Consider the following 22,504-nt stretch of genomic DNA (forward strand, 5'->3'; position numbering starts at 1 on the left):
TTTTTGGACTAGGACGACATGACCTCAAGCACGATTTTCAGCGGTGTTTCCCCGATATCCCTGCCCGCCGCCGCAGCCGCTGGCGGGAACTCGCCGCTGACCCTGCGGGACATGCTGTTTTTTCTCAGAATGCGCTGGCTATGGATCGTGGCCACGACCTTTGCCTTTCTTGCAATCGCCGGCAGCTATCTTCTCACCGCCGAGCCGACTTACGTTGCCAGCACACAACTTGTGATCTTCCCCCAGGTGAACAGCTCCGAAGCTCAAAGAGCCTTCGCGGAAGACGCATTCATAGAAGGGCAGCTGGAGATTGCCCGATCGAGCGATGTCATCGGCGGGACGGTAAGAGCGCTTGATCTTGATAGCGATCCCGACTTTGTCGATTGGAAGCCTTCGCTGCTCGACAGGGCGAAGGACTGGCTTCTGGGAATTTCTGCTCAAGTGGATACGGGGCAGGACGCGGCAGGCATGCGAACGAGTGAAACGCCGCCCAGACCCCGCACGGAGGAGGAACGGCTCCATGACCTGGCAATCGCCACGCTGCAGAGCATGATGGACATCCGCCGGATCGGGAGTTCGACGATCATCGAGATATCAGCTGCAGCGTCGACTCCTCAGAAAGCCGTCGCCATCGCCGATACGCTCGCCAGGCAATATATCCAGAAGAATATCGCGATGAAGGCCGATGCTTCCCGACAATACAGCGACTGGCTGGAAAAATTCATCAGGGAGCAGCAGCGCGGGCTGGCCGATGCCTCTAGCGCCTTGAACACATTCAACAGCAATCCGCGCGACCAGTTCAAGCTTGCGGAGCTGCAGAGCGCGACGGATGCCCGCCGCACCCTTTATGAAAGCACGCTGACCCAGCTTACCGAAGCCAAACAGCGCATAACCTACCCCGTCTCCGACGCCACGATCGTCTCGCGGGCCACGCTGCCTCTTTCGAAGGCGAGGCCGCGCAGCACTCTCATCATCATCTTTGCCGGGGCGGTTGGCCTCGGCGTCGGCCTGGCGCTCGCCATGATAAGGCACGCCAGCGACCGCCGGATCGTCCGTCCTCAGCAGATCACGGATGCCGGCGGAGTGTCCATCGTCACCTTGCTGGCAAGATCGAATCAGGATCGGAACGGGCATACTGCCCGCTTCCTCGCTGCCGGCACGGGCAGCGGTGAGACCACCGCCTATCCTGCCCTTCCCGGCATGGCGGAATTGAGCGCAACCATCGTCGGCCTTCGGCGCAAACGCCGCGTCGCCATCGGGATAGTCGCCGTCGATCCCGGCAGCGGGGCATCGACCATTGCATGCGAACTGGCGGTGCTGTCGTCCATGTCAGGCGCGCACACGCTGCTGATCGATGCGGCTGCGCAGAAATCCTCGCTCAGCAAATCGATCGCGCCCCATACGTCCACAGGTCTCGTCGATGTTCTCGACAATGGCGAACTGATCCAGACGGCGGCGCTGCCCCTCACCCCGACCCTGAAATTCCTTCCGCTCGGCAAGGTGGAAGCAGTGACGCCGGCCGTTCGCCTCAGTTCCCGCCGCACGCAGTTGAGCTTCGCCGACCTGAAAAAGGAGTTCGACGCCATATTCGTCGATATTTCCGCATTCTCGACTTCCCCTGACGCCAATGCGATCGCGCCGGAGCTGGATGGCGTCCTCGTGGTCACCTCGCATGGGCACACCTCGATCGACGATACCGTGCGCGTCATCGACACCATGCGCAATGTCGGCGCCGAGATCGTCGGCGCGATCATCAACCATGCACCGAAGAGAATAGAGTCATGATCTCACCTTCGGCTGGAACAACAAGACAGGACCGTCCATTGCGGATCGCCTTGGGGATCGCCTCGGCGGGGCGCCCTTCGATACTGCGGGAGACGATCGACTATCTCACAGGCCTGCCGCACCAGGCGGAACGGCTCATCGTCTGCGTGCCTGTTATTGAGGATGCCGCCGGGCTCGCCGGCCGCCGCAATGTGGAAGTCTTCGTCGGCAGCCGCGGCCTGACCGCCCAGCGCAACAGGATTATCCGGGCCGCAGCGGCTGATACGGACGTTCTGATCTTCCTGGATGACGACTTCATTCCCGCCGCGACCTTCCTGCCGCGGATGGCAGCCGTCTTTGCAGCAAGGCCGGAGGTAGCAATCGCCACCGGGGAGGTGCTGGCCGACGGCGTCCTCGACGGGGGCCTCAGCATGCAGCAGGCCCTGGAGGTTCTCGATACGGCAGGCGAAACCGCCGAGCATGTGGCGGATATTTACAACGCCTATGGATGCAATATGGCGGTTCGCCTTGCGCCCGTTATCGCGCACGCCCTGGCCTTCGACGAGCAGCTGCCGCTTTACGGCTGGCTCGAGGATGTCGATTTCAGCAGGTCCATCGCCCGCCACGGCCGGTCCGTGCACGTCGAAGGCGCCCGCGGCGTGCATCTCGGCGTCAGATCCGGACGCCAGCCCGGCCGAAGGCTCGGCTATTCACAGGTCGCCAATCCGGTCTACCTGATCCGCAAAGGCACGATGTCGAAAGGTCGTGCAATTGCGCAGATCGGCCGCAACATCCTGGCAAATATGTCGGGCACCTTGTTGAAGGACCGCCTGATCGACCGGTGGGGCCGTTTGAACGGCAATTTGCTGGCGCTATCCGACCTTCTTGTCGGCCGTGCCTCTCCGTCCCGCATTCTCGAATTCGGCACTCCGTCGCCGCGCGAGATGCCTTCCCCGTCGATCGCAACGAAACGGAGATAGACCAATGCAGCCTACATCCTTGTTCGATCGCCTCGTCTCCGCGGCACTCGCCTTGCTGGCATTCTGCTGCCTGACCGGCTGGAGCGTCGCCCAGGCGCAAACATTCACTCTCGTGCCGGAAGACAAGGTCAGGCTGCGCGTCGTCGAATGGCGGTCGTCGGATTCCCGCTATGCCAGCTGGGAGGCTCTCGACGGCGTCTATACCATTGATGATGCCGGCAATCTGTCGATCCCGATCGCCGGCCACCTGCAGGCGAATGGAAAGACGACCGAGCAGCTTGCCGATGGCATTGCCGCCGCGCTGGCCGAAAAGTCCGCACTTCCGGGCAAGCCGTATATCGCCCTGGAGATTGCCGAGCATGCACCGATTTTCGTCACCGGCACCGTGCAGACGCCCGGCCGCTATCCTTTCGAGCCCAACATGACGGTGATGAAGGCTGTCAGCATCGCCGGCGGCTTCCTGCGGGAACGCGAAGACAATACCTATTTCGAGCGCGACCGGATCCAGGCCGCCGGCGCCTATCGAACGGCCGTTCTCAACCGGCGCGACCTGCTGATGCGGCAGGCGCGGCTGCGTGCCGAGATCGCCGGCGAGCAGAGTTTCGAAATCCCCGCCGAACTCCTGGGAACACCCGACGTGGACAAGCTGAAGGCCCAGGAACTGAACCTGATGCGGCTGCGGCGCGTCGACATCGCCAGCCAGATCGAAGCGGCGAACGACCTCACGCGCCTCTATGGCCAGCAGGCCGAGTCGCTGGAGGCCAAGATCAGTTCGCAAAAACGGCAGATTGAACTTGCCCAGAAAGAACTGGACAATGTCAACAGCCTGGTGAGCAAAGGCCTGGTCAGCAATTCGCGCCAGGTCTCGGTCGACCGCTGGGTTGCGGATGCGCAAGGCACCCTGATCGATCTCGAAGTCGCCCTGACCACGGCCCGCCAGGGCCTCAGCGAGGCCGACCGTTCCAAGATCAACATCGTCAACCGGCAGAACAGCGAAAACCAGGACCTGCTGAACCAGGTCAATCTCGCGATCGGCAGGGCGGCGATCGACATCCAGGTGGCCCAGCTTCTGGGCGAACAGGCCGGCTACGATGCCCAACTCGCCCAGATCAACACGGACGCGCCGGGTCTCGGCAGGACGCAGAAGAATTACAGGATCGTGCGCCGCAACGACGACGGGACCTCCCGCAGCATCGTGGCGGACGAGCAAACCGCATTGCTGCCGCACGATCTCGTCGAGGTCGGTTTGGACACGAACCTTCAGACGCCAGCTTCGCCGCCGCAGGCCGCACCGCAGAAACAGAGCTCGACGGTCCCGTCCTCCGATGTGGCCGGGGACAATCGCCCGGCTCCCGGCTGGGTCTCCCAGGCGGGATCGAATTAGGAGACGATTGTGATCATCAAGGCCTTGCCCATCCCACCGGAAGGTGGATGCCGCTCTTCGGCAAACGCGATGCTTCCGCTGCTCGCCCTCCGGCTTGGGATCTGAAGCATGTCGATAGAACCGATCGGTTTCATGGTTTTGCTGCTTGGCGTGCTCAGCATGCTCAACGGCGCGCGCTTTGCCATCACCGTCCTTTGCCTTTCGACGCTGCTGGGAGCCGCGGCGGCTCTGCAACTGCCGGCGCTCGGCGGCAGCAGCATCCAGCCGAGCCATCTTCTGGTGCTCTTTCTCGTCATGACGGCCCTGCTGCGCCCGGTTCAGACGCAGGCGATGCTCGCCAGCATCGCCTATCCGGGGCCTGGCTTCTGGTTTGCCTGCTACATCCTGTTCTCCGTGGTGTCGTCCTTCTTCCTGCCCCGTATCTTTGCCGGCGCGACCCTCGTTTACTCCTCCGCCAGAGATCCCTCAGCGATGATGTCGACGGTAGCGGCTCCATTGGCCCCGGGTTCGTCCAATCTCAGCCAGTCAGTCTACCTGCTCGGCGACCTCGCCTGCTTCGCCGTCGTCGCCGGCCTTGCCCGGCTCGGCTATGGCCGCTTCATCGCCCAGCAGCTGATCGTGGCATCGATGGCGTGTTTTGCCTTCGCGCTGATCGACCTCGCGACGTTCCAGATCGGTCAGGCCCATGTGCTCGATCTCATCAGAAATGCGAATTATACGATGCATACGGCCGAGACCATCCACGGCTTCAAGCGCATCGTCGGCCCCTTTCCCGAAGCGAGCATGTACGGCGCCGTCGCACTGGCTTATTTCGCCTTCACGCTCATGCTTTGGCTGGAGCGAGTCCAAGGCCGTATGGCTGGGTTGGCAACGCTTCTGATCGGCCCCACCATCGTGCTCTGCACCTCGACAACCGCCTATGTCGCGGGCGCCTTTATTGTCTGCATGTTCGTGCTGTTCTGCCTGAAACGCCTGATCGGCGGTCCCGCCACGACCCCGCACGTGGCTTTCCTTGCGATCACGCTGTTCTTCATTCCCTGCGCCATCACCGCGCTCAGCCTTGTCCCCGATGCATGGAATTCCATCGCCGGCCTCCTGACCACCACCGTATCGGACAAGCTCCAATCGCAGTCCGGCGAAGAGCGCACCGCCTGGAATACACTGGCATTGATCGCATTCGTCGACACCGCCACTTTCGGCGCCGGCCTGGGCACGGTTCGAGCCTCCAGTTTCATCGCCGCATTGCTTTCCAATGTCGGATTGACCGGCACCGCCCTGTTCGCCGTCTTCGTCTGCAGCCTGGCGAGGGCAGCCGGCCGGTATAAATTTGGCGACCGCGAGACCCATGCGATCGGAATCGCCGCCGTGATGGCATCCATTGCACAGATCGGCTCCGCGGCGATATCAGGCAGCGGCACGGATCTTGGCTTGCTGTTCAGCACCTCGGCTGGGCTGGCCGCGGGCTGCCTGGCCGGACCTTATGTACCGCGGTATCGGGCAGTCTCATCGCCTGCGAACCAGCGCCTGGAGGCATCGGCATCTCGTATGAGAGCGCCGATGTTTTCAACACGATGACGCCCGCTCCGGACTTTCGTCATGGATGGCAGCCTGGCGCAGTCTCAATGTCAGCCTTGCTGGCGCTCGCTGGCGGCAGAGACATTGTCTACAGAATGGCTCTCCCGCAGTCTGGCATTGCGCCGCAGCAGCCCGGACAGGAAGACGCTCGTCAGATAGCCGATCTCCATCAGCACGAGGATAGCGATAGCGGATCCGATCGCCGCAACCGCGGAGGACCCGTCCACGAAAACCACGCCGCCGAAGCCGATGGCCACAAGGAATGCAAAGACTGCGAAAGCCCAGGCGCGAATGCAAACACCGGCAGCTATCGAAATCACGGCGGCGATCAGCGCGGTGATCAGCATACAAACACCTCTTCTGTCTGCGCCCCGGCCCCCATTGTCCTGCCAGGGAAGAAGATATCGAAACGGAGCCTCATCGCAGGCAGGGCATTCTTCATGGTGAATATCTCAACAATGAAACACACGAAAACCGCCGGCAGCCGGACGCCGACAAGTCAACGGCCGAGACTGCATCTCGGCAATATATACCGGACTGGGCCTTCAAACGACAGGCCCTTCGGCTCAATCAACAACAGTTCCCTCGACTTGGAAGGCGACAGCGATTCATGCCTGCTGCGAACGATCGGAAGGGTGAGGACATGAACAATCAGTGCGTCGTCTACGTCACGGATGTCGAATATTCATTTCCGACTATTCTCTCGGCGCTACAGGCTCGGAAATTCGCAAGCCCCGCGACCGATGTCTGTGTCCTGATGTCGGAACATCTCGATAATTTCGAAGAGCTGAAAGCCCTGCTCGCAGCGAGCGGGGTCGACTTGATCGATGCGACCGAAGCGCTGCAGGATTCGCTCGGCAAGCTCGACGGATCACATTTCCAGGGACGCATCAGCGTCAGCACCATGGCCAAGCTCGTCCTTTGCGAGATCCTGCCTGCCAACTATACCCAGATCATCTACCTTGATGGGGACACGCAGATCGTCAGCGATCTCGGCAGGCTCGAAAATGCCGTTGTGCCCGAGGGCAAGTTTTTCGCGGCGCGTGACTACACGGCGATCCACGACTTCCTCGACACCGGAAAGAGCAGCCACTATTTCAACGCGGGGGTCTTGAAATTCCACCGCAACGGCTGGATCGGACAGGAGGCGCTTGAGCTTTTTGCTAGAAATCCCGAGGCCTGCGAGGGAAAGCATGATCAGGGCGCATTAAACTATGTCTGCGGTTCATCACTCATCCTCGTATCGAACCGCTGGAACTTCCCCAAACAGTTCCTTCATCTCGTCAACATGTCCTCCCTGTCGATCGTCCATTATATGGCGCATCCGAAGCCGTGGCATGGCACCTTCTTTCCCTGGACCGATAGGGAAAGCCAGGTCTATGTCGATCTGCGCAAAGCACATCCGATTTACCACTCGCTGTATCGCGGAATAAGCTTCGATCGTAAGCTCCTCTATAAGTATCGGTCGATGCGGGCGCGCATCGAACACGCAATCGAGAAGGATGGATCCGGTCCGCGGGTCCAGAGCCTGCTGGTTGGCGATTACGCCGTGTGACGCGTGGTGCGCCTGGGGTGAGTATCGGCGTGACTGATCTCGGCATGGCAGTCGACCTTTTATTTGCAGGCGGAAGCGCAACGAATGTTCAGGACAGACTATGAGTTATAAGGCTTCCGCCGCCAGCATCTCGCACTACACAAAAGCCCGCCTGCGCCGCTCGCTCAAGGCCCGGCAGGTTCGCTACGACCTGCTGCGCAGCGGGCTCAAGCAGGCGCGTCATGTCGTCATCTGCGTCATCCGCGACGAGGGCCACCGGCTGGCATTCTTCCTGCAGTATTATCGCGATCTCGGCTTCGAGCACTTCATCTGCATCGACAACGGCTCCACCGATGGCACGGCCGAATTGCTGTCCGGCTTCGACGATGTCTCCCTTCTCTCTGCCCACGGATCCTACAAGGCGGCGAGATTCGGGAATGATTGGATCAACGAAGTCATCAACCGGCACTGCCAGGAGAAATGGGTTCTCTATGTCGACGCCGACGAGTTCCTGGTCTATCCGCATTGCGACACACGGCCGATCGACCAACTGACCGCCTATATCGGTTCCACCGGCGGTCGTTCGCTGCGCTCGGTGATGATCGACATGTACAGCCCGCATCCCGTTCTCGAAAACATATGCGAACCCGGCCGCAATCCGCTCGAGGTCTGCAATCTCTTCGACCGATCCGGCTACGTCGCGCATTTCGACGAACGCAACGGGACGATATGGATCAAGGGTGGCGTTCGCGGGCGGGTCTATTTCCACGACCGGCTCTGGGACGGCCCGGCGCTCAACAAGATACCTCTGGTCTATATCGAGGGTGAACGTCTTTTTCTCAAATCATCGCATCAGGTCTGGCCGCTCTCGCTGAATTTGGGCGATATGCGCGGGGCGCTCGGCGTATCCGGCGCGCTTCTGCATTTCAAGTTCCTGTCGAGCTTCGTGCACAAGGTTGCCGATGCGGCGCACCGGTCCCAACATACGGAAGAATATGCCGTATATTCCTCGAGCAGGGATTTGGATGACTTCGTCTACGACGATACCGGCACCTACAGAAGCTGGAAGGATCTCTCCGATCACGGGCTCATCCAGGGCGAGGGCTGGAAATACTGGAGGAATGCGTCCGAAACCGACGTCTAAAGCGCGTCGCACAAACCCGCTGGCGGCGGGTTTTGTTGAGGCTTTCGCTGCCGCATTCTTTCGTCGAGGCGGCCCTTAAGCAAGAGCCTCCACACCATCGGCATAAGCTTCCAGCGCCTTCCGATTGAGAATGCGGATTTTGCCCTGCGTGCCGTCCACCACTTTGCTCTCGCGCAAACGCCGCAGGCACTGATTGACCTTTTCGCGCGACGCCGGCAGCGTCGCCGCCAGGTCATGTTGGGAGATGAGCAGCTCATCGCCGCTGTGTTGCGCATCCACTTTGTACAAGGCGGAAAGGCGCAGCAGCGTCCGGGCCAATCTCTGCCTTAGGCTCGATCCGGCGTTGGAAATGATCCGCAGCTCGAGTTCGGAGACACGCGCCAGCGCCTTCGACAGGATCTTCACCTGAAATTGCGGATCGTTTGCACACAGGTCCCGCAGCAACCGACCATCGAAGTAATGCAGCTCGCAGTCCGATGAGGCCCGATATTCCAGGCTGAGGGACTGCTTGCGCAGCACCTCCAATTCGCCGATCAAGCCGCCTTTCGGAATGATTTCCACGATGAACTCTCGTCCATCTGCAAGCGGCGTGCTTGCGCTCACCATTCCGCGCTGGACGCGGGCGAACATGTCGATGGCGTCACCGGCGCCGGCAATGACCTCGCCGCGGCGAAACTTCCGAACACTCGAACGGCAAAACGGGAACTCGTGATCCAAATCCCCCCGGCCGCCGTATAGAATACCTACCGTCCCGCAAGTAACCGCTTCGCCTATTCGCGCCGCGCTTCCTCCAGTCTTGTTATCTCTGATGCTAACCGCCCCGTCCATACGCGCAACTCCACGCAGGCTAATTCATTTATTATCGCCAGCGACATTCGTAATCCGTTAAATTAGAAAGTCAAATAGTAATAACATAAAAATCATTTTCTAAATTATACATAAATTATGACGACTGCTCATATTTATATATAACGAAATCCATATTGAATTCTAAAAGATACAGGCAGTTAAAGCCACAATTGGATTTTTATACGATTTGTGACAATTGTCTAATTGCAGAATAAACACCCAGGAAAGAAGATTATCCTGGAAAGCCCATATTAATATTTGTAACATTTCGTTTGCGTGCTACAATATGCGAACAACATCTTAGAAAAATGAAATAAAAACTACAGATAATAAATAATTTATTCACCATTATGACCTTGGTCACAGACATCAGACTTATATTAAAACAAGCTTTGGCTGTTGTTTCTGGGATTCGCCCAACGGAGACGCGGATGACGGGAAAAAATCGGGGCATCAACCCAACTGAACCTCGGCGGGATTGCACCCGGGCGCAAAAACAAGGGCGTCCCTTCTATTCGTCAAAATTCCATAAGATCAGCAGAATTCTGAAGCGTGCACTGGACATCATCATTGCGGCGTCTCTCCTATTCCTTCTGTTGCCGCTCTTTCTATCGGTCGCCTTCATTATAATGCTCAGCGATCGGGGTGCCATTTTCACTGCCGATCGGCGGATCGGCTATGGAGGAAAGGAGTTCGGTTGCCTGAAGTTTCGGACGACGGGAGCCGACGCAACGGCCAACCCGCCTGTGACTGTCGTCGGCGACATCGTGACGCGGTCGAACCTTGAGAAGCTTCCGCAATTGATCAACGTGCTGCTTGGGCAAATGAGCCTCGTCGGGCCCTGCGCCATTCCCAAAGAAGAGCTGCCACGTTACGGCGAATATGCCTATGCCTACATCGCGGTCCGTCCTGGCCTCACCGGCCATTGGCAGATCAGCGAAGGCGTCAATTATCAGAACAGAGTTTCACTCGACGTCGAGTATCTGTGTAAATGGACGCTCGCCTTGGATTTCGTGATCATGGCAAAGGCGCTGGCAGCCTTGCTTTCCCGGCATGCCTTATTGCCCAAAATGGACGCATAGGGTCGTTTCGGTTTTCTCGATACGCGCAGCGGCCGCATCCTGCCCTGTCCGCCCCGGCCTTATCCGTGGGGACGCTTGCCGGTCACATGAGAGCGCTCCGTGATCGAGTTCTTTCTCCGGCGCCTTTGGATATGCCCCCACAACGAATAGGCAAATAGACCTGCCAGATAGCTTACTTCCATCAGGACGAGCGCTTCGAGGCAGTAGACGATCGCTTCCGAAAAGGAAGAGCCTTTCAGCAGGATCATCGCACCCCAGGCAAGGATGAGCAGAAATGTAAAAATTGCAAAGGCCGAGGCGCGTATGGTCGCTCCGGCGGCGATCGAGACGGCAACCACGATAAGAGCACTCTTCAGCATAAGTCTGCCCCTCTCTCCACGCCTCCTTCAAGCCGCCGTCTGCCCTCAATGACATGACAAAACCCAAAGTCGAAACGAAGTCCGATCAAAGTATTTTATCGATTATTGTTAAAATATTGCTAAGACCCGCCCAGTAAGCCGACAGACCCAAGCGCAGAATATTCGGCTATTCATCCGGTATGGTCGTTCTATCGTCCAAAACCAAGAGATGCTTGAAGCACGTCGGAAGATCTAGTGCGTCTCATCAGGAGGTGTGCAGCGTATAGCGCCTATGCACGCGCGATGATCCAATAGCGCTTGCCGGCCAAGCACGAGATGGCGACGACATCCGTGATGTGCGGCAAGGCTGCTCCACGCCCAGCCTTCGCGACAGACAGGTGTTCCTCTTCGGCAGTCGCCTCGGTTCAACGACACAAGGCTCGCCGGTGATCGGCGAGCCTTGCTGGTGTCCGTGGCGATTGGGCACGATGGAATTGCCGGCATCGAGGCCGGTGTCGATGAGCCTATTTCGAGACTGCGGCGGCCAATTGCCGTTTTGCACCACGCTGGAGGCTGAGGTTTTCAAGCCAGGTGACCTGTTTCCTCAATTTCAACGCCGGCTTTTCGATGAATCTCCACGAGAAGGCGGCAAAGCAGGTGGCAACGATGCTGCAGACAATACCATTCAACCACCAGTTATGCGCCAAAGGCCCGAGCGCCACGAACGCCTGTTGAATGGGATAGCCATAGAGGAAGACGCCGTAGGAATAGTCAGCACCATTGAGAATGCCGAGCTTGCGGGGCGAGGTCAGGCCGAGAAAGACCGTCACATATCCCATTGCCGGAATGGCAATGAAATCCCCAAGGGAAGAAAACCAGTAGGCCCATAATATGATTGCCACCGAGGCAAGGAAAATTCTTACATCCCACAGAACCTTGTCCTTGTAGAGATAGAAGGTCACCCCCACCAGAAACGCACAGATGAGCAGATTGCCTGACGCGGTCGTCGGCATCGCTGCCCAATCGCTCTCATGTTTCCAATACCTTGCGATACCGAAGCTGATGATCAAAGCCGGCGTTGCGACGAGGGCGATCACCCGCCGCCTGACCACGCCGAGCAGAAACAGGGCGGCAATCGCGGCATAGCACTCGAGCTCGAAGGGCACTGTCCAGAGTTGCCCGTTCACCATCGCGGCGTCGGGATTATCCAGGAATACGCCGGGCAGATTGAAGTGGATGTGGCCCGTGACGTTCAGCAGATAGGTAAAGAACTGAGGATCGGTGAAATAGTCACGCAGGTCATACTCTGTATAGATCGCTCCGAGTATAAAGGCAGCCAGCAATACCTCCACCGCAAGAGCGGGGTAGATCCGGATAAATCGGTTACCGAGAAAGGAGATCAATGTCTTCGACCGTTCAAGACTGCCGGCCACCAGGAATCCGCTCAGGACGAAGAACATGGGCAGTACTGATTTGATGACGGGACGGAAGGGGGACTCCCAAAGAAACAGGTCATCGCCGTACGTGACGCGGGCCGTATGTATCCAGAGCACGGAGAAGGCTAACAGCAATCGCATGTAATCGAATCCTGTCGGTCGCCCTTTTGCTAGATCAAGCTTTTCGCCGAGAAACATCTGTGGCCCTTTCAGAAGTATTGGCTCGATTTGGAACTGCAAACTGTTGCCGCGAAGCGGCGGCGGCATCATTGCCGGGTCGGGGCCACGTGTCAGTGACCAGAGGTACATCAGGAAGAAATTGAACGAGAGAGCGCCCCTCTCCCGAAGACGAGACCGCTGACCATCAACCCAATGGCCCTGCGCTTCCCGAGGCGCCATGCGACGGTCGGCGTTGGACCAGGCGATCGGGCGGCGGATTGGATGAGGAAACCATGAAATTTCTGGCCACCCTGTTTTTTGTTGTGCTCGCCTTTATCGGATTGGGGCTGATGGGAGGCGGCGCCTTGCTGCTCAGCCTCGGCGGCTCGCCCTATTACGCGATCATCGGACTTGCCTATCTGGCTGCCGCGCGTCTGCTGTGGCGCCGGCAGACATCGGGCGCCCTCATCGTCGTGCTTGTCGCCGTTTTGACCCTTCCCTGGGCGCTATGGGAGTCGGGTTTCAATTTCTGGGCGCTTTTTGCGCGTTTGATGTCGCCCATCGCGCTGGCGGGCTTTGCACTCCTCTTTGCGCCGTCGCTTTCGCCGACTGCCAACCGCAGACTCTTCTATGGCGGCACCTTGCTTGCGGCCATCCTGTTCACTGTCGGTTTCGGCCTTGCTTTCACGCCGCATAACCTGATTCGCCCCGCCGCCGGCATCCCCGCCTACAAAACTGCCAAGGGCGACAACTCGCCCTCCGACTGGACATCCTATGGCCGCAGCACGGCCGGAGATCGCTACTCCCCGTTCGATCAGATCAACCGCGGCAATGTCGCCAAGCTCGATCTTGCCTGGACATATCGCACCGGGAAAAGCGATGGCGCCGACCAGAACACGCCTCTGCAGATCGGCGACACCGTCTACACCTGCACGCCGACAAATGTCATCGCAGCGCTGGATGCCGATACGGGCAAACCCCGCTGGACCTTCGATCCCAAGGCGACAGCGCCTTACTGGCAACGCTGCCGCGGCCTCGGCTACTACAAGATGCCGCAGGAGGCCCGATCCGCCGACGGTCTTTGCAATGAGCGTCTGGTGCAGACGACGATCGATGCCCGTCTCCTGGAGATCGACAGCAAGACCGGCGCACCCTGCAAGGGCTTCGGAGACAATGGCACCGTGCAGCTTTCCCAGGGCATGGGTGAAGTAAAGTCAGGTTATTATTTCCAGACATCGGCGCCGCTGATTGCCCGCAATCTGATCGTCATCGGAGGCTGGGTCATAGACAATCAGGAGGTTGGCGAACCCTCGGGCGTCATCCGCGCCTTCAATGTCGTCACCGGTGAACTCGAATGGGCATGGGATCTCGGCAATCCCGAGACTACCAAACTCCCGCCGGAGGGGCAGACCTATACACGGGCCACGCCCAACATGTGGACGACGGCCGCATTCGACGACAAGCTCGGCCTCATCTATGCACCGCTCGGCAATACCACGCCGGATTATTACGGCGTCAATCGCCCGGCCTTCGCCGATCAATATAATGCCACCTTGGTAGCGCTCGACGTCACGACGGGACGGGAAAAATGGAAGTTCCAGACCGTGCATCACGATATCTGGGACTATGACCTGCCGGCTCAACCGGTTCTGATCGACCTTCCCGACGGCAACGGCGCCAGGGTCCCTGCTCTCCTGCAGACCACCAAACGCGGCCAGCTTTTCCTGCTCAACCGTCAGACCGGTGCACCGCTTGCCGAGGTTCAGGAGAAGCCGGTGCCGCAGCAAGGCGGCGCGCCGGAAGAGAAATTGTCTCCGACGCAGCCCTACTCCGTCGGCATGCCGACAATCGGTGCAGAACGGGTGACGGAGCAGACCGCCTGGGGCCTGACGATGTTCGATCAGCTGGCATGCCGCATCGCCTTTCGAAAGATGCGCTACGACGGCGATTTCACCCCGATCGGCCCGCAATATGCGATTCAGCAGCCGGGGAACCTCGGCGGCCTCAACTGGGGGAGCGTGTCGGTCGATCTGCCCAACAACAGGGTCTTCCTGAACGATATCCGCGTGCCCAGCCTCTTCGCCCTCATTCCACGCGGGGAATATGTCGATTTCGCCCTCACCACCACCGCCCACGGCCCCTCCGCCCCGCAGCGCGGCACACCATACGGCATGGCCACCGAAATGTGGACCTCGAGGCTCCGCGTTCCCTGCACGCAGCCGCCCTTCGGCACCGTCACGGCCGTGGATCTGAATACACGCAAGATCGCATGGCAGGTCCCGGCCGGAACCGCCGAACAACTCGGGCCGTTTAAAATCAAAAGCAACCTGCCGATGCCGATGGGCCTGCCGAGTTATGCCGGCTCGTCGGCGACTGCCGGCGGTATCGTCTTCTTCGCCGGCTTCCAGGACTATTATATCCGCGCTTACGATGCTGAGAACGGCAATGAGCTCTGGAAATATCCTCTGCCGGTCGGCTCGAGCGCCACGCCGATGACCTACGTCTCGCCGAAAACCGGCAAGCAATATGTCGTGATCTCGGTTGGCGGAGCGCCATATTCGAAGGACGCCGGCGATTATGTGCTCGCCTTTTCTCTGAAAGACGAAGAATAGCGCCGCTGCCGCTCACACTGTGTTATTTTGGGTCCGACAAGGAACCTGGGCTACGAGCGTGACGCGAAAACTGGCGGCAATCCTGGTCGCGGATGTGGTCGGCTACAGCCGTCTCGCCGGTGCGGACGAGGACCGCATCCTGGCGCGGCTGCGAACATTGCGCAGCGATCTGGTCGATCCGACCATCGCCGTGCACAATGGCCGCGTCGTCAAGCGCACCGGCGATGGAAGCCTCATCGAGTTTCGCAGTGTCGTCGACGCCGTGCGCTGTGCAATCGAGGTGCAGACTGCCATGGTCGAGCGCAATATCGGCGTGCCTCCCGAGCATCGCATCGAGTTCCGGGTCGGGATCCATCTGGGCGATGTGGTCGAGGAGAGCGACGGCGACTTGATGGGCGACGGCGTCAACATCGCCGCCCGCTTGGAGGGAGTTGCCAGGCCCGGCGCCATTTGTCTCTCCGAAGATGCCTACCGCCAGGTGAGAGCGCGGCTTGATCTCGCCGTGACCGATCTCGGCCAAATCCAACTCAAGAATATCGCCGAGCCGATGCGGGTCTATTTGCTGCAGGTGTGGCCCGCTTCGCAGCCGGTCCCGGCACGGCCGCCGGGAGCGCCGCCCGCAACGAGATCGCCTTCGGCTGCGGCCGTTGCCGACAAACCCTCCATCGCCGTGCTGGCCTTCAACAACATGAGCGGCGACGCCGAACAGGAATATTTCTCCGACGGTATCAGCGAAGACATCATCACCGACCTCTCGAAGCTGTCTGAATTGCACGTGATCGCCCGCAACTCATCCTTCGTCTACAAGAATGTCACAGCCTCGGTGCCTGAGATGGCCAGGGCGCTCGGCGTCCGCTATGTTCTGGAGGGCAGCGTGCGCAAGGCCGGCAACCGCGTGCGTGTCACGGCTCAACTGATCGACGCGAGCAATGGCGGACACATCTGGGCCAGCCGCTTCGACCGCGATCTCACCGACATTTTTGCGGTTCAGGATGAACTGACCCAGGAGATCGTGGCGGCGCTCAAACTGAACCTCACGCATGGCGACCATGATCGTTTGGCCCAAGGGCGCGCCGTCGATGTCAGCGCTTACGAATTGTTGTTGCGCGGGCGCGAGCAGGCGTCGACCCATAGCCGAAGCGGAAACAGAGCCGCCCGCGGCCTGGCGGCGGAGGCTGTCGCCATCGATCCGGACTATGCGGCGGCCCGGGCTCTGATCTCCTTCACGCATGTCCTCGACTACGTCAACGCCTGGAGCGAGGATCCGGAGGGTTCGCTGCGGACCGGGCTGGATCTGGCGCAGCAGACAGTGGATATGGCCGAAGAACAGCCCAATAGCCACTTCGCCCTGGGCATGGCCTGCATGTGGAGCCGCGAACTGGACCGGGCGCGGGCGGAAGTGCTGCGCGGCCTCGCCCTGTCGCCCAACTCCGCCGAACTGCTGATACTGATGGCCCATATCCAGATCTTCTCAGGCGATCCTGCAGGCGCCTTGGAAACGCTCGATGCATCGATGCGGCTTGACCCGCATCATCCGGAAATTCTTTTGCAATTTCTCGCCGATGCGCACTTTTCTCTCGGTGAATATGAGCAGGCGATCACCGCGATCGAGCAACGGCTCGAACAAAACGCGCAATCGGAAACCGCCTATGCGCTGCTCGCCTCATGCTACGGCCATCTCGGCCGGCCGGAGGATGCCCGGCAGGCGTGGGAGAAGGCGCTCCGGATCAATCCGGATTTCTCCATCGAACGCCGCCGCCGCGTCCTCCCTTTCCGAAACCCAGAGGACTTTAACCGCCGCGTCGAAGGGCTGCGCAAGGCGGGACTGATCGTCGCGGATGTCGGTCAGCGCTGACAGAAACTGCGGCTCGGACAGATGAGCGGGCAGATCATCTCCCGGGCAGTCCAGGCCCGAAATTTCTCGGATCACGCCTCCCACAGGATCATAGCGCCGGCAAGCGCAATTTATCCGCGCAAGGCCCGCTGTCACGCTGAATTGCCGTCGAGCCCATCGATCATCGCAGTCTATCGATGGCCGGGTTTCATTTTTTCCCGTCCGCCAGTGCCTCTTTCCGCCGGCGACGCGGCAGGAGTGATTTGAGGTACCGCCACATCGGCGAGATGACGTAGCCTGCGACCGGAATCGTGATCAAGCCGGCGACAATACCGACGATGCCCGCTCCGGTGGCCTCGACGATCCATCGCAGCACGGACGCCAGAACGGGAATGGCATGGGAGACAGCCTCCCCGGCATCATGGATGAGATGCGCGAGGCCGCCCACTCCATAGGCTTCGAGGCCGTGCACGATGATGCCGCCGCCGACCCAGATCATCGCCGCCGTTCCGATAATACCGAGCGCTTTCAGAAAATAAGGCATGCCTGTGACCAGCCCGCGTCCGACCACGCGCAGGAATGCCCCCATCGGGGACGCCGTCTGCACCCGCGCCATCATCAGGCCCAGATCATCGGCCTTCACGATCAGCGCCACGCCGCCATAGACCAAGGCCGTTATGCCCAGCCCCACGACGGCTAGGATGAAGGCCTGCGTGAATAGGCTGCCGGACGGCACCGCGGCGAGCGTAATCGCCATGATTTCAGCCGACAGAATGAAATCGGTCTTGATCGCACCGGCGACCTTCTCGTCTTCGAGGGATTGCGCATCAAGGCTTGTCGTCTCCAGTGCCGATTCATGGGCATGAGCCGCATGCGGCAGCACCTGTGCGTAGATTTTTTCCACGCCCTCGTAGCAGAGAAAAAGTCCGCCGATCATAAGCAACGGTGTGATCGCCTGTGGTGCGACAAGGCTCAGGATAAGCGCTGCAGGAAGCAGGATCAGAAGCTTGTTCTTCAGCGAACCGATTGCGATCTTGCCGATGATCGGCACTTCGCGTGCTGCCGAAAATCCGGTGACGTAGCGGGGTGTGACTGCCGCATCATCGATGACGACGCCTGCCGCTTTCGCGCCCGCCTTGGCTGCTTGGCCGGCAATATCGTCAAGCGAGGCTGCAGCCACCTTGGCCAATGCGGCGATATCGTCAAGAAGGGCGATCAAGCCAACACTCATTCAAGCCTCCGTTGGGAAGATAGATTTAGATAGCGAAAATGGAAAAACCGCCATCCAACGACCTCGAGGCGAGACGTGGCATCCCCGCCGGGAAGATGCCACGCGCAGATCGCAACGGCAATGCCGCCGTTATTCACCCGGCATCGGGCTCGGCCCGCCTCCCTGGCGGAGAGCAAGCCTGCCGCTCCCATTTCAGCGAAACCCGTGACAGCCCCAAATTTGCACTCCGCGTCAATGCGGCGGATCAGGATCCGCCCCTTCGCCAGAACCGGGAACGTCAGCTTCCGCAGCTCAATGCGGCAGGCGAGAACGCGATCTCTGCCTCAGAAACGCAAAAGCCCGCCGAGAGGCGGGTTTTTGCGTATTGGCAGTCGAGAATTTGGTTGCGGGTTCAGGCTTTGCTGTTTTTCTGTCCCGCTTCGTCGGCTTCGCCTCGTTGCGGGCCCCTGACGAGGCGTTAACTCCTCGACCCGTTACCAAACAAAAAGCCCGCGCTGAGGCGGGCTATTTGTTTGGTTGCGGGGGCAGGATTTGAACCGTTCGGATCTTAAAACAGTCCACTGGACTGTTTTATCGGGCTTTGCCCGACCGACCGCTCACCCTTCAGGTTATGGTGAGCTTTGCGAACGAGGAGCTACCATCGCCAGGGAAAGCGAAGCTTTTCCGCCAGCGATAACTGGTCTGGGTAGCTTGGATAAGACAAGGGAATTTGGTTGCGGGGGCAGGATTTGAACCTGCGGCCTTCAGGTTATGAGCCTGACGAGCTACCGGGCTGCTCCACCCCGCGCCATGATGAGCTGTCTGGGCATGCCCGGACTTTTTGTTTGCCGGTCCTCGAAGGCTTTGCCTTCTGCGGTTCGGCGGGGGCTGCTCCACCCCGCGGTATATATTAACACGAAAGGCCGCTTTGTGAGCGGCCCTTTGATCGGCTTTGGGCCGTTGGTCTGTGATGAGAAGATTTTATATCATGAAGTTGCGTTTTGCAGACCTGGCAGCGACCTACTCTCCCGCGTCTTAAGACGAAGTACCATGGGCGCAGGGGCGTTTCACGGCCGTGTTCGGAAAGGGAACGGGTGCAGCCACCCCGCCATAACCACCAGGTCGGCAAAGCGCAACTTATGTTTGAGAAGCTGGTGATGTTTTCACATCGTTTATTTGAACACGTCTTCAAGCATCATCGAACTTTGTTCGATGAGCACAGTCAATGAGAACGATCAAGCCGATCGAGCTATTAGTACCGGTAAGCTTCATGCGTTGCCGCACTTCCACACCCGGCCTATCAACGTGGTCGTCTTCCACGGCTCTGATAGGGAATACTCGTTTTCAGGTGGGTTTCCCGCTTAGATGCCTTCAGCGGTTATCCCGTCCATATATAGCTACCCTGCTATGCCCTTGGCAGGACAACAGGTCCACCAGAGATATGTCCATCCCGGTCCTCTCGTACTAGGGACAGATCCTGTCAATATTCCTACACCCACGGCAGATAGGGACCGAACTGTCTCACGACGTTCTGAACCCAGCTCACGTACCGCTTTAATTGGCGAACAGCCAAACCCTTGGGACCTGCTCCAGCCCCAGGATGCGATGAGCCGACATCGAGGTGCCAAACAACCCCGTCGATATGGACTCTTGGGGGTCATCAGCCTGTTATCCCCGGCGTACCTTTTATCCGTTGAGCGATGGCCCTTCCACGCGGGACCACCGGATCACTATGACCGACTTTCGTCTCTGCTCGACTTGTCAGTCTCGCAGTCAGGCGGGCTTATGCCATTGCACTCGACGACCGATTTCCGACCGGTCTGAGCCCACCATCGCGCGCCTCCGTTACTCTTTCGGAGGCGACCGCCCCAGTCAAACTACCCACCATACACTGTCCCGGACCCGGATGACGGGCCGCGGTTAGACATCCATGACGATAAGGGTGGTATTTCAAGGATGGCTCCACGGAAACTGGCGTCCCCGCTTCAAAGCCTACCACCTATCCTACACATGCCGACACGAATGCCAGTGTAAAGCTATAGTAAAGGTGCACGGGGTCTTTCCGTCTGACCGCAGGAACCCCGCATCTTCACGGGGAATTCAATTTCACTGAGTCTATGTTGGAGACAGCGGGGAAGTCGTTACGCCATTCGTGCAGGTCGGAACTTACCCGACAAGGAATTTCGCTACCTTAGGACCGTTATAGTTACGGCCGCCGTTTACTGGGGCTTCGATTCAAAGCTTGCACCTCTCCTCTTAACCTTCCAGCACCGGGCAGGCGTCAGACCCTATACGTCGTCTTGCGACTTCGCAGAGCCCTGTGTTTTTGATAAACAGTCGCTACCCCCTGGTCTGTGCCACCCCACAAGAGTTGCCTCATATGGGGTCACGCTTCTTCCGAAGTTACGCGTGCAATTTGCCGAGTTCCTTCAACATAGTTCTCTCAAGCGCCTTGGTATACTCTACCTGACCACCTGTGTCGGTTTCGGGTACGGTCTATACGGTGGAGCTATTTCCTGGAACCGCTCCGCTGCCCTGATAATCCAATAAACCAGAACAACTTGTGCAATCCGTCACTACCACCAGGCCCACGAATATTAACGTGGTTCCCATCGACTACGCATTTCTGCCTCGCCTTAGGGGCCGGCTAACCCTGCTCAGATTAACTTTAAGCAGGAACCCTTGGTCTTTCGGCGAGAGGGTCTCTCACCCTCTTTATCGTTACTCATGTCAACATTCGCACTTCCGATACCTCCAGGAGCCCTCACAGGTCTCCCTTCATCAGCTTACGGAACGCTCCGCTACCACGTGTATTGCTACACATCCTCAGCTTCGGTGCATGGCTTCAGCCCCGTTACATTTTCGGCGCAAAGACCCTTATTTAGACCAGTGAGCTGTTACGCTTTCTTTAAATGATGGCTGCTTCTAAGCCAACATCCTGGTTGTTTTGGGATCCTCACATCCTTTCCCACTTAGCCATGACTTGGGGACCTTAGCTGGAGGTTAGGGTTGTTGCCCTTTTCACGACGGACGTTAGCACCCGCCGTGTGTCTGCCGAGTAGTACTCCCCGGTATTCGGAGTTTGGTTAGGATCAGTAAGACGGTGAGTCCCCATAGCCCATCCAGTGCTCTACCCCCGGGGGTATTCGCTCGACGCTCTACCTAAATAGATTTCGCGGAGAACCAGCTATTTCCGAGTTTGATTGGCCTTTCACCCCTAGCCACAAGTCATCCCAATCTATTGCAACAGATGCGGGTTCGGTCCTCCAGTTGGTGTTACCCAACCTTCAACCTGCTCATGGCTAGATCACTCGGTTTCGGGTCTAATGCAACAAACTATATCGCCCTATTCAGACTCGCTTTCGCTTCGCCTACACCTACCGGCTTAAGCTTGCTTGTTACACTAAGTCGTTGACCCATTATACAAAAGGTACGCCGTCACCCTTGCGGGCTCCGACTGTTTGTAGGCATCCGGTTTCAGGTTCTATTTCACTCCCCTTGTCGGGGTGCTTTTCACCTTTCCCTCACGGTACTTGTTCGCTATCGGTCATGCACGAGTACTTAGGCTTGGAGAGTGGTCTCCCCATGTTCAGACAGGATTTCTCGTGTCCCGCCCTACTCTAGGACAATCATGATATCTACGCGTACGGGGCTGTCACCCACTACGGCCGCACTTTCCAGAGCGTTCCACTTTAATCACAATTGCCACTGGCCTGGTCCGCGTTCGCTCGCCACTACTTGCGGAGTCTCGGTTGATGTCCTTTCCTGCAGGTACTTAGATGTTTCAGTTCCCTGCGTTCGCTTCTTACACCCTATGTATTCAGGTGTAGATACCTTATCACAATGCTTGGAAACCGAGCGCGTCAGAGACGCGTCAGGCAATAGCCATTAGGCAGCAGCCAATAGTTTTCACTACTGCCTATTGCCTTCTTCCTACTGCCTCGCGTGCCTTCGGCACGCTCGATTTCCCAAGCATTTAAGGTGGGTTGCCCCATTCGGAGATCCATGGATCAAAGCTCATTCGCAGCTCCCCACGGCTTTTCGCAGCGTATCACGTCCTTCATCGCCTGTGCATGCCAAGGCATCCACCAAATGCCCTTACGACACTTAATCGTTCTCATTGCCAATGCTCATCATCTCGTTGTCCGTTTCGAAGAAACGACAACAGACCGGGTTACCTTTTACAACCCAGTCAATCCAACAATGCCATTAACGTGTTCGACAGGTCTGCTTTATTGGAGCTACGCCGAGCAGCCCACTTGCAGCCTGTCTTAAGACCAGCTTCTCGAGATTGGATCCGATACCGCGCGGTCAGGCAACGGCAATCAAGTCGTCCGTCAGATGCCCATCCCTAAAGATGACCAAACAACACGCGATAAACCGCTACGCGGTTTACGCTGACGACCCAGAGCGACAAGCTTCCTTCCTACCTCCAGTCCTTCCCCTATCTCCGGCCGGCTAGGCCATCCATAGGATCAGCAGAACTGGGCTCGGACGCCATGGGCCAAAACCCACAACACCTGGAAGCCTCCAGATCAATCTTCTCTTCACAATGTATGCAGAACAGGCATCAGGCCTTAGCCGATGCAAACTTTTATTTCTT

14 protein-coding genes, 1 tRNA gene and 2 rRNA genes are annotated in these 22,504 nt (G+C 58.6%); 9 read left to right on the top strand and 8 right to left on the bottom strand.

The window, feature by feature from the left end:
• Positions 1-111: 111 nt before the first annotated feature.
• From AMK05_RS17800 to AMK05_RS17815, 4 genes are all read left to right on the top strand, one after another.
• Complete coding sequence (locus tag AMK05_RS17800) at positions 112-1,785, top strand: GumC family protein (protein WP_237352220.1); 1,674 nt, start codon at positions 112-114, stop codon at positions 1,783-1,785.
• Positions 1,782-2,744, top strand: coding sequence for a glycosyltransferase family 2 protein (locus AMK05_RS17805; RefSeq protein ID WP_064840468.1), 963 nt, complete (start codon positions 1,782-1,784; stop codon positions 2,742-2,744). Before AMK05_RS17800 ends, AMK05_RS17805 begins: the two co-directional genes overlap by 4 nt.
• A 4-nt stretch (positions 2,745-2,748) precedes the next feature.
• Entirely contained in the window at positions 2,749-4,128 is a 1,380-nt protein-coding gene (locus AMK05_RS17810; RefSeq protein WP_064840469.1) for a polysaccharide biosynthesis/export family protein, read from the top strand.
• Between the two features lie 108 nt (positions 4,129-4,236).
• The gene (locus AMK05_RS17815; protein WP_064840470.1) at positions 4,237-5,703 is read left to right on the top strand and encodes a hypothetical protein; all 1,467 of its coding nucleotides are present in this window, start codon (positions 4,237-4,239) and stop codon (positions 5,701-5,703) included.
• Between the two features lie 50 nt (positions 5,704-5,753).
• On the opposite strand, the gene AMK05_RS17820 is transcribed toward AMK05_RS17815, so the two are convergent.
• Complete coding sequence (locus AMK05_RS17820) at positions 5,754-6,050, bottom strand: hypothetical protein (RefSeq protein ID WP_064840471.1); 297 nt, start codon at positions 6,048-6,050, stop codon at positions 5,754-5,756.
• Positions 6,051-6,346: 296 nt separating this feature from the next.
• Here AMK05_RS17820 and AMK05_RS17825 point away from each other — a divergent pair, with 296 nt between their 5' ends.
• Positions 6,347-7,258: a glycosyltransferase family 8 protein gene (locus AMK05_RS17825; protein WP_064840472.1), complete on the top strand. Its 912-nt coding sequence runs from the start codon at positions 6,347-6,349 to the stop codon at positions 7,256-7,258.
• Between the two features lie 100 nt (positions 7,259-7,358).
• Entirely contained in the window at positions 7,359-8,381 is a 1,023-nt protein-coding gene (locus AMK05_RS17830; protein ID WP_064840473.1) for a glycosyltransferase family 2 protein, read from the top strand.
• A gap of 75 nt (positions 8,382-8,456) precedes the next feature.
• Here the strand turns inward: AMK05_RS17830 and AMK05_RS17835 are convergent, their stop codons facing one another.
• Positions 8,457-9,209 (bottom strand): Crp/Fnr family transcriptional regulator, encoded by a 753-nt coding sequence (locus tag AMK05_RS17835; protein ID WP_064840474.1) that lies wholly within the window; start codon positions 9,207-9,209, stop codon positions 8,457-8,459.
• 452 nt (positions 9,210-9,661) lie between these two features.
• Here AMK05_RS17835 and AMK05_RS17840 point away from each other — a divergent pair, with 452 nt between their 5' ends.
• A complete protein-coding gene (locus AMK05_RS17840) occupies positions 9,662-10,312 on the top strand; it encodes a sugar transferase (RefSeq protein WP_064840475.1) in 651 nt (216 codons plus the stop codon).
• Positions 10,313-10,371: 59 nt separating this feature from the next.
• On the opposite strand, the gene AMK05_RS17845 is transcribed toward AMK05_RS17840, so the two are convergent.
• Complete coding sequence (locus AMK05_RS17845) at positions 10,372-10,671, bottom strand: hypothetical protein (protein ID WP_064840476.1); 300 nt, start codon at positions 10,669-10,671, stop codon at positions 10,372-10,374.
• Positions 10,672-11,174: 503 nt separating this feature from the next.
• Positions 11,175-12,395, bottom strand: a complete 1,221-nt coding sequence (locus AMK05_RS17850; RefSeq protein ID WP_171899833.1) for an acyltransferase family protein — start codon at positions 12,393-12,395, stop codon at positions 11,175-11,177.
• Positions 12,396-12,538: 143 nt separating this feature from the next.
• Between AMK05_RS17850 and AMK05_RS17855 the strand changes: the two genes are divergently transcribed.
• The gene (locus tag AMK05_RS17855; RefSeq protein WP_064840477.1) at positions 12,539-14,857 is read left to right on the top strand and encodes a membrane-bound PQQ-dependent dehydrogenase, glucose/quinate/shikimate family; all 2,319 of its coding nucleotides are present in this window, start codon (positions 12,539-12,541) and stop codon (positions 14,855-14,857) included.
• A 58-nt stretch (positions 14,858-14,915) separates the two neighbouring features.
• A complete protein-coding gene (locus tag AMK05_RS17860; RefSeq protein ID WP_064840478.1) occupies positions 14,916-16,712 on the top strand; it encodes an adenylate/guanylate cyclase domain-containing protein in 1,797 nt (598 codons plus the stop codon).
• Between the two features lie 187 nt (positions 16,713-16,899).
• On the opposite strand, the gene AMK05_RS17865 is transcribed toward AMK05_RS17860, so the two are convergent.
• The 4 genes from AMK05_RS17865 to AMK05_RS17880 all read right to left on the bottom strand — a co-directional run bounded on the left by AMK05_RS17865 (position 16,900) and on the right by AMK05_RS17880 (position 22,014).
• Complete coding sequence (locus AMK05_RS17865; RefSeq protein WP_064840479.1) at positions 16,900-17,922, bottom strand: DUF808 domain-containing protein; 1,023 nt, start codon at positions 17,920-17,922, stop codon at positions 16,900-16,902.
• Between the two features lie 710 nt (positions 17,923-18,632).
• Positions 18,633-18,709: transfer RNA gene (locus AMK05_RS17870), tRNA-Met, on the bottom strand.
• A gap of 199 nt (positions 18,710-18,908) precedes the next feature.
• Positions 18,909-19,023, bottom strand: a 5S ribosomal RNA gene (gene rrf, locus AMK05_RS17875).
• 109 nt (positions 19,024-19,132) lie between these two features.
• A 23S ribosomal RNA gene (locus tag AMK05_RS17880) occupies positions 19,133-22,014 on the bottom strand.
• Between the last annotated feature and the right edge of the window lie 490 nt (positions 22,015-22,504).

It is taken from the genome of Rhizobium sp. N324 (assembly GCF_001664485.1).
Lineage (GTDB): Bacteria > Pseudomonadota > Alphaproteobacteria > Rhizobiales > Rhizobiaceae > Rhizobium.

What these genes read in the sequence shown, in the direction of transcription:
- AMK05_RS17815 (WP_064840470.1), top strand. Translation starts at nt 4,237, where the DNA reads ATGTCGATAGAACCGATCGGTTTCATGGTTTTGCTGCTTGGCGTGCTC.
- AMK05_RS17840 (WP_064840475.1), top strand. Translation starts at nt 9,662, where the DNA reads ATGACGGGAAAAAATCGGGGCATCAACCCAACTGAACCTCGGCGGGAT.
- AMK05_RS17835 (WP_064840474.1), bottom strand. Translation starts at nt 9,209, where the DNA reads ATGGACGGGGCGGTTAGCATCAGAGATAACAAGACTGGAGGAAGCGCG.
- AMK05_RS17800 (WP_237352220.1), top strand. Translation starts at nt 112, where the DNA reads ATGCTGTTTTTTCTCAGAATGCGCTGGCTATGGATCGTGGCCACGACC.
- AMK05_RS17845 (WP_064840476.1), bottom strand. Translation starts at nt 10,671, where the DNA reads ATGCTGAAGAGTGCTCTTATCGTGGTTGCCGTCTCGATCGCCGCCGGA.
- AMK05_RS17850 (WP_171899833.1), bottom strand. Translation starts at nt 12,395, where the DNA reads ATGTACCTCTGGTCACTGACACGTGGCCCCGACCCGGCAATGATGCCG.
- AMK05_RS17825 (WP_064840472.1), top strand. Translation starts at nt 6,347, where the DNA reads ATGAACAATCAGTGCGTCGTCTACGTCACGGATGTCGAATATTCATTT.
- AMK05_RS17865 (WP_064840479.1), bottom strand. Translation starts at nt 17,922, where the DNA reads ATGAGTGTTGGCTTGATCGCCCTTCTTGACGATATCGCCGCATTGGCC.
- AMK05_RS17855 (WP_064840477.1), top strand. Translation starts at nt 12,539, where the DNA reads ATGAAATTTCTGGCCACCCTGTTTTTTGTTGTGCTCGCCTTTATCGGA.
- AMK05_RS17805 (WP_064840468.1), top strand. Translation starts at nt 1,782, where the DNA reads ATGATCTCACCTTCGGCTGGAACAACAAGACAGGACCGTCCATTGCGG.
- AMK05_RS17820 (WP_064840471.1), bottom strand. Translation starts at nt 6,050, where the DNA reads ATGCTGATCACCGCGCTGATCGCCGCCGTGATTTCGATAGCTGCCGGT.
- AMK05_RS17830 (WP_064840473.1), top strand. Translation starts at nt 7,359, where the DNA reads ATGAGTTATAAGGCTTCCGCCGCCAGCATCTCGCACTACACAAAAGCC.
- AMK05_RS17810 (WP_064840469.1), top strand. Translation starts at nt 2,749, where the DNA reads ATGCAGCCTACATCCTTGTTCGATCGCCTCGTCTCCGCGGCACTCGCC.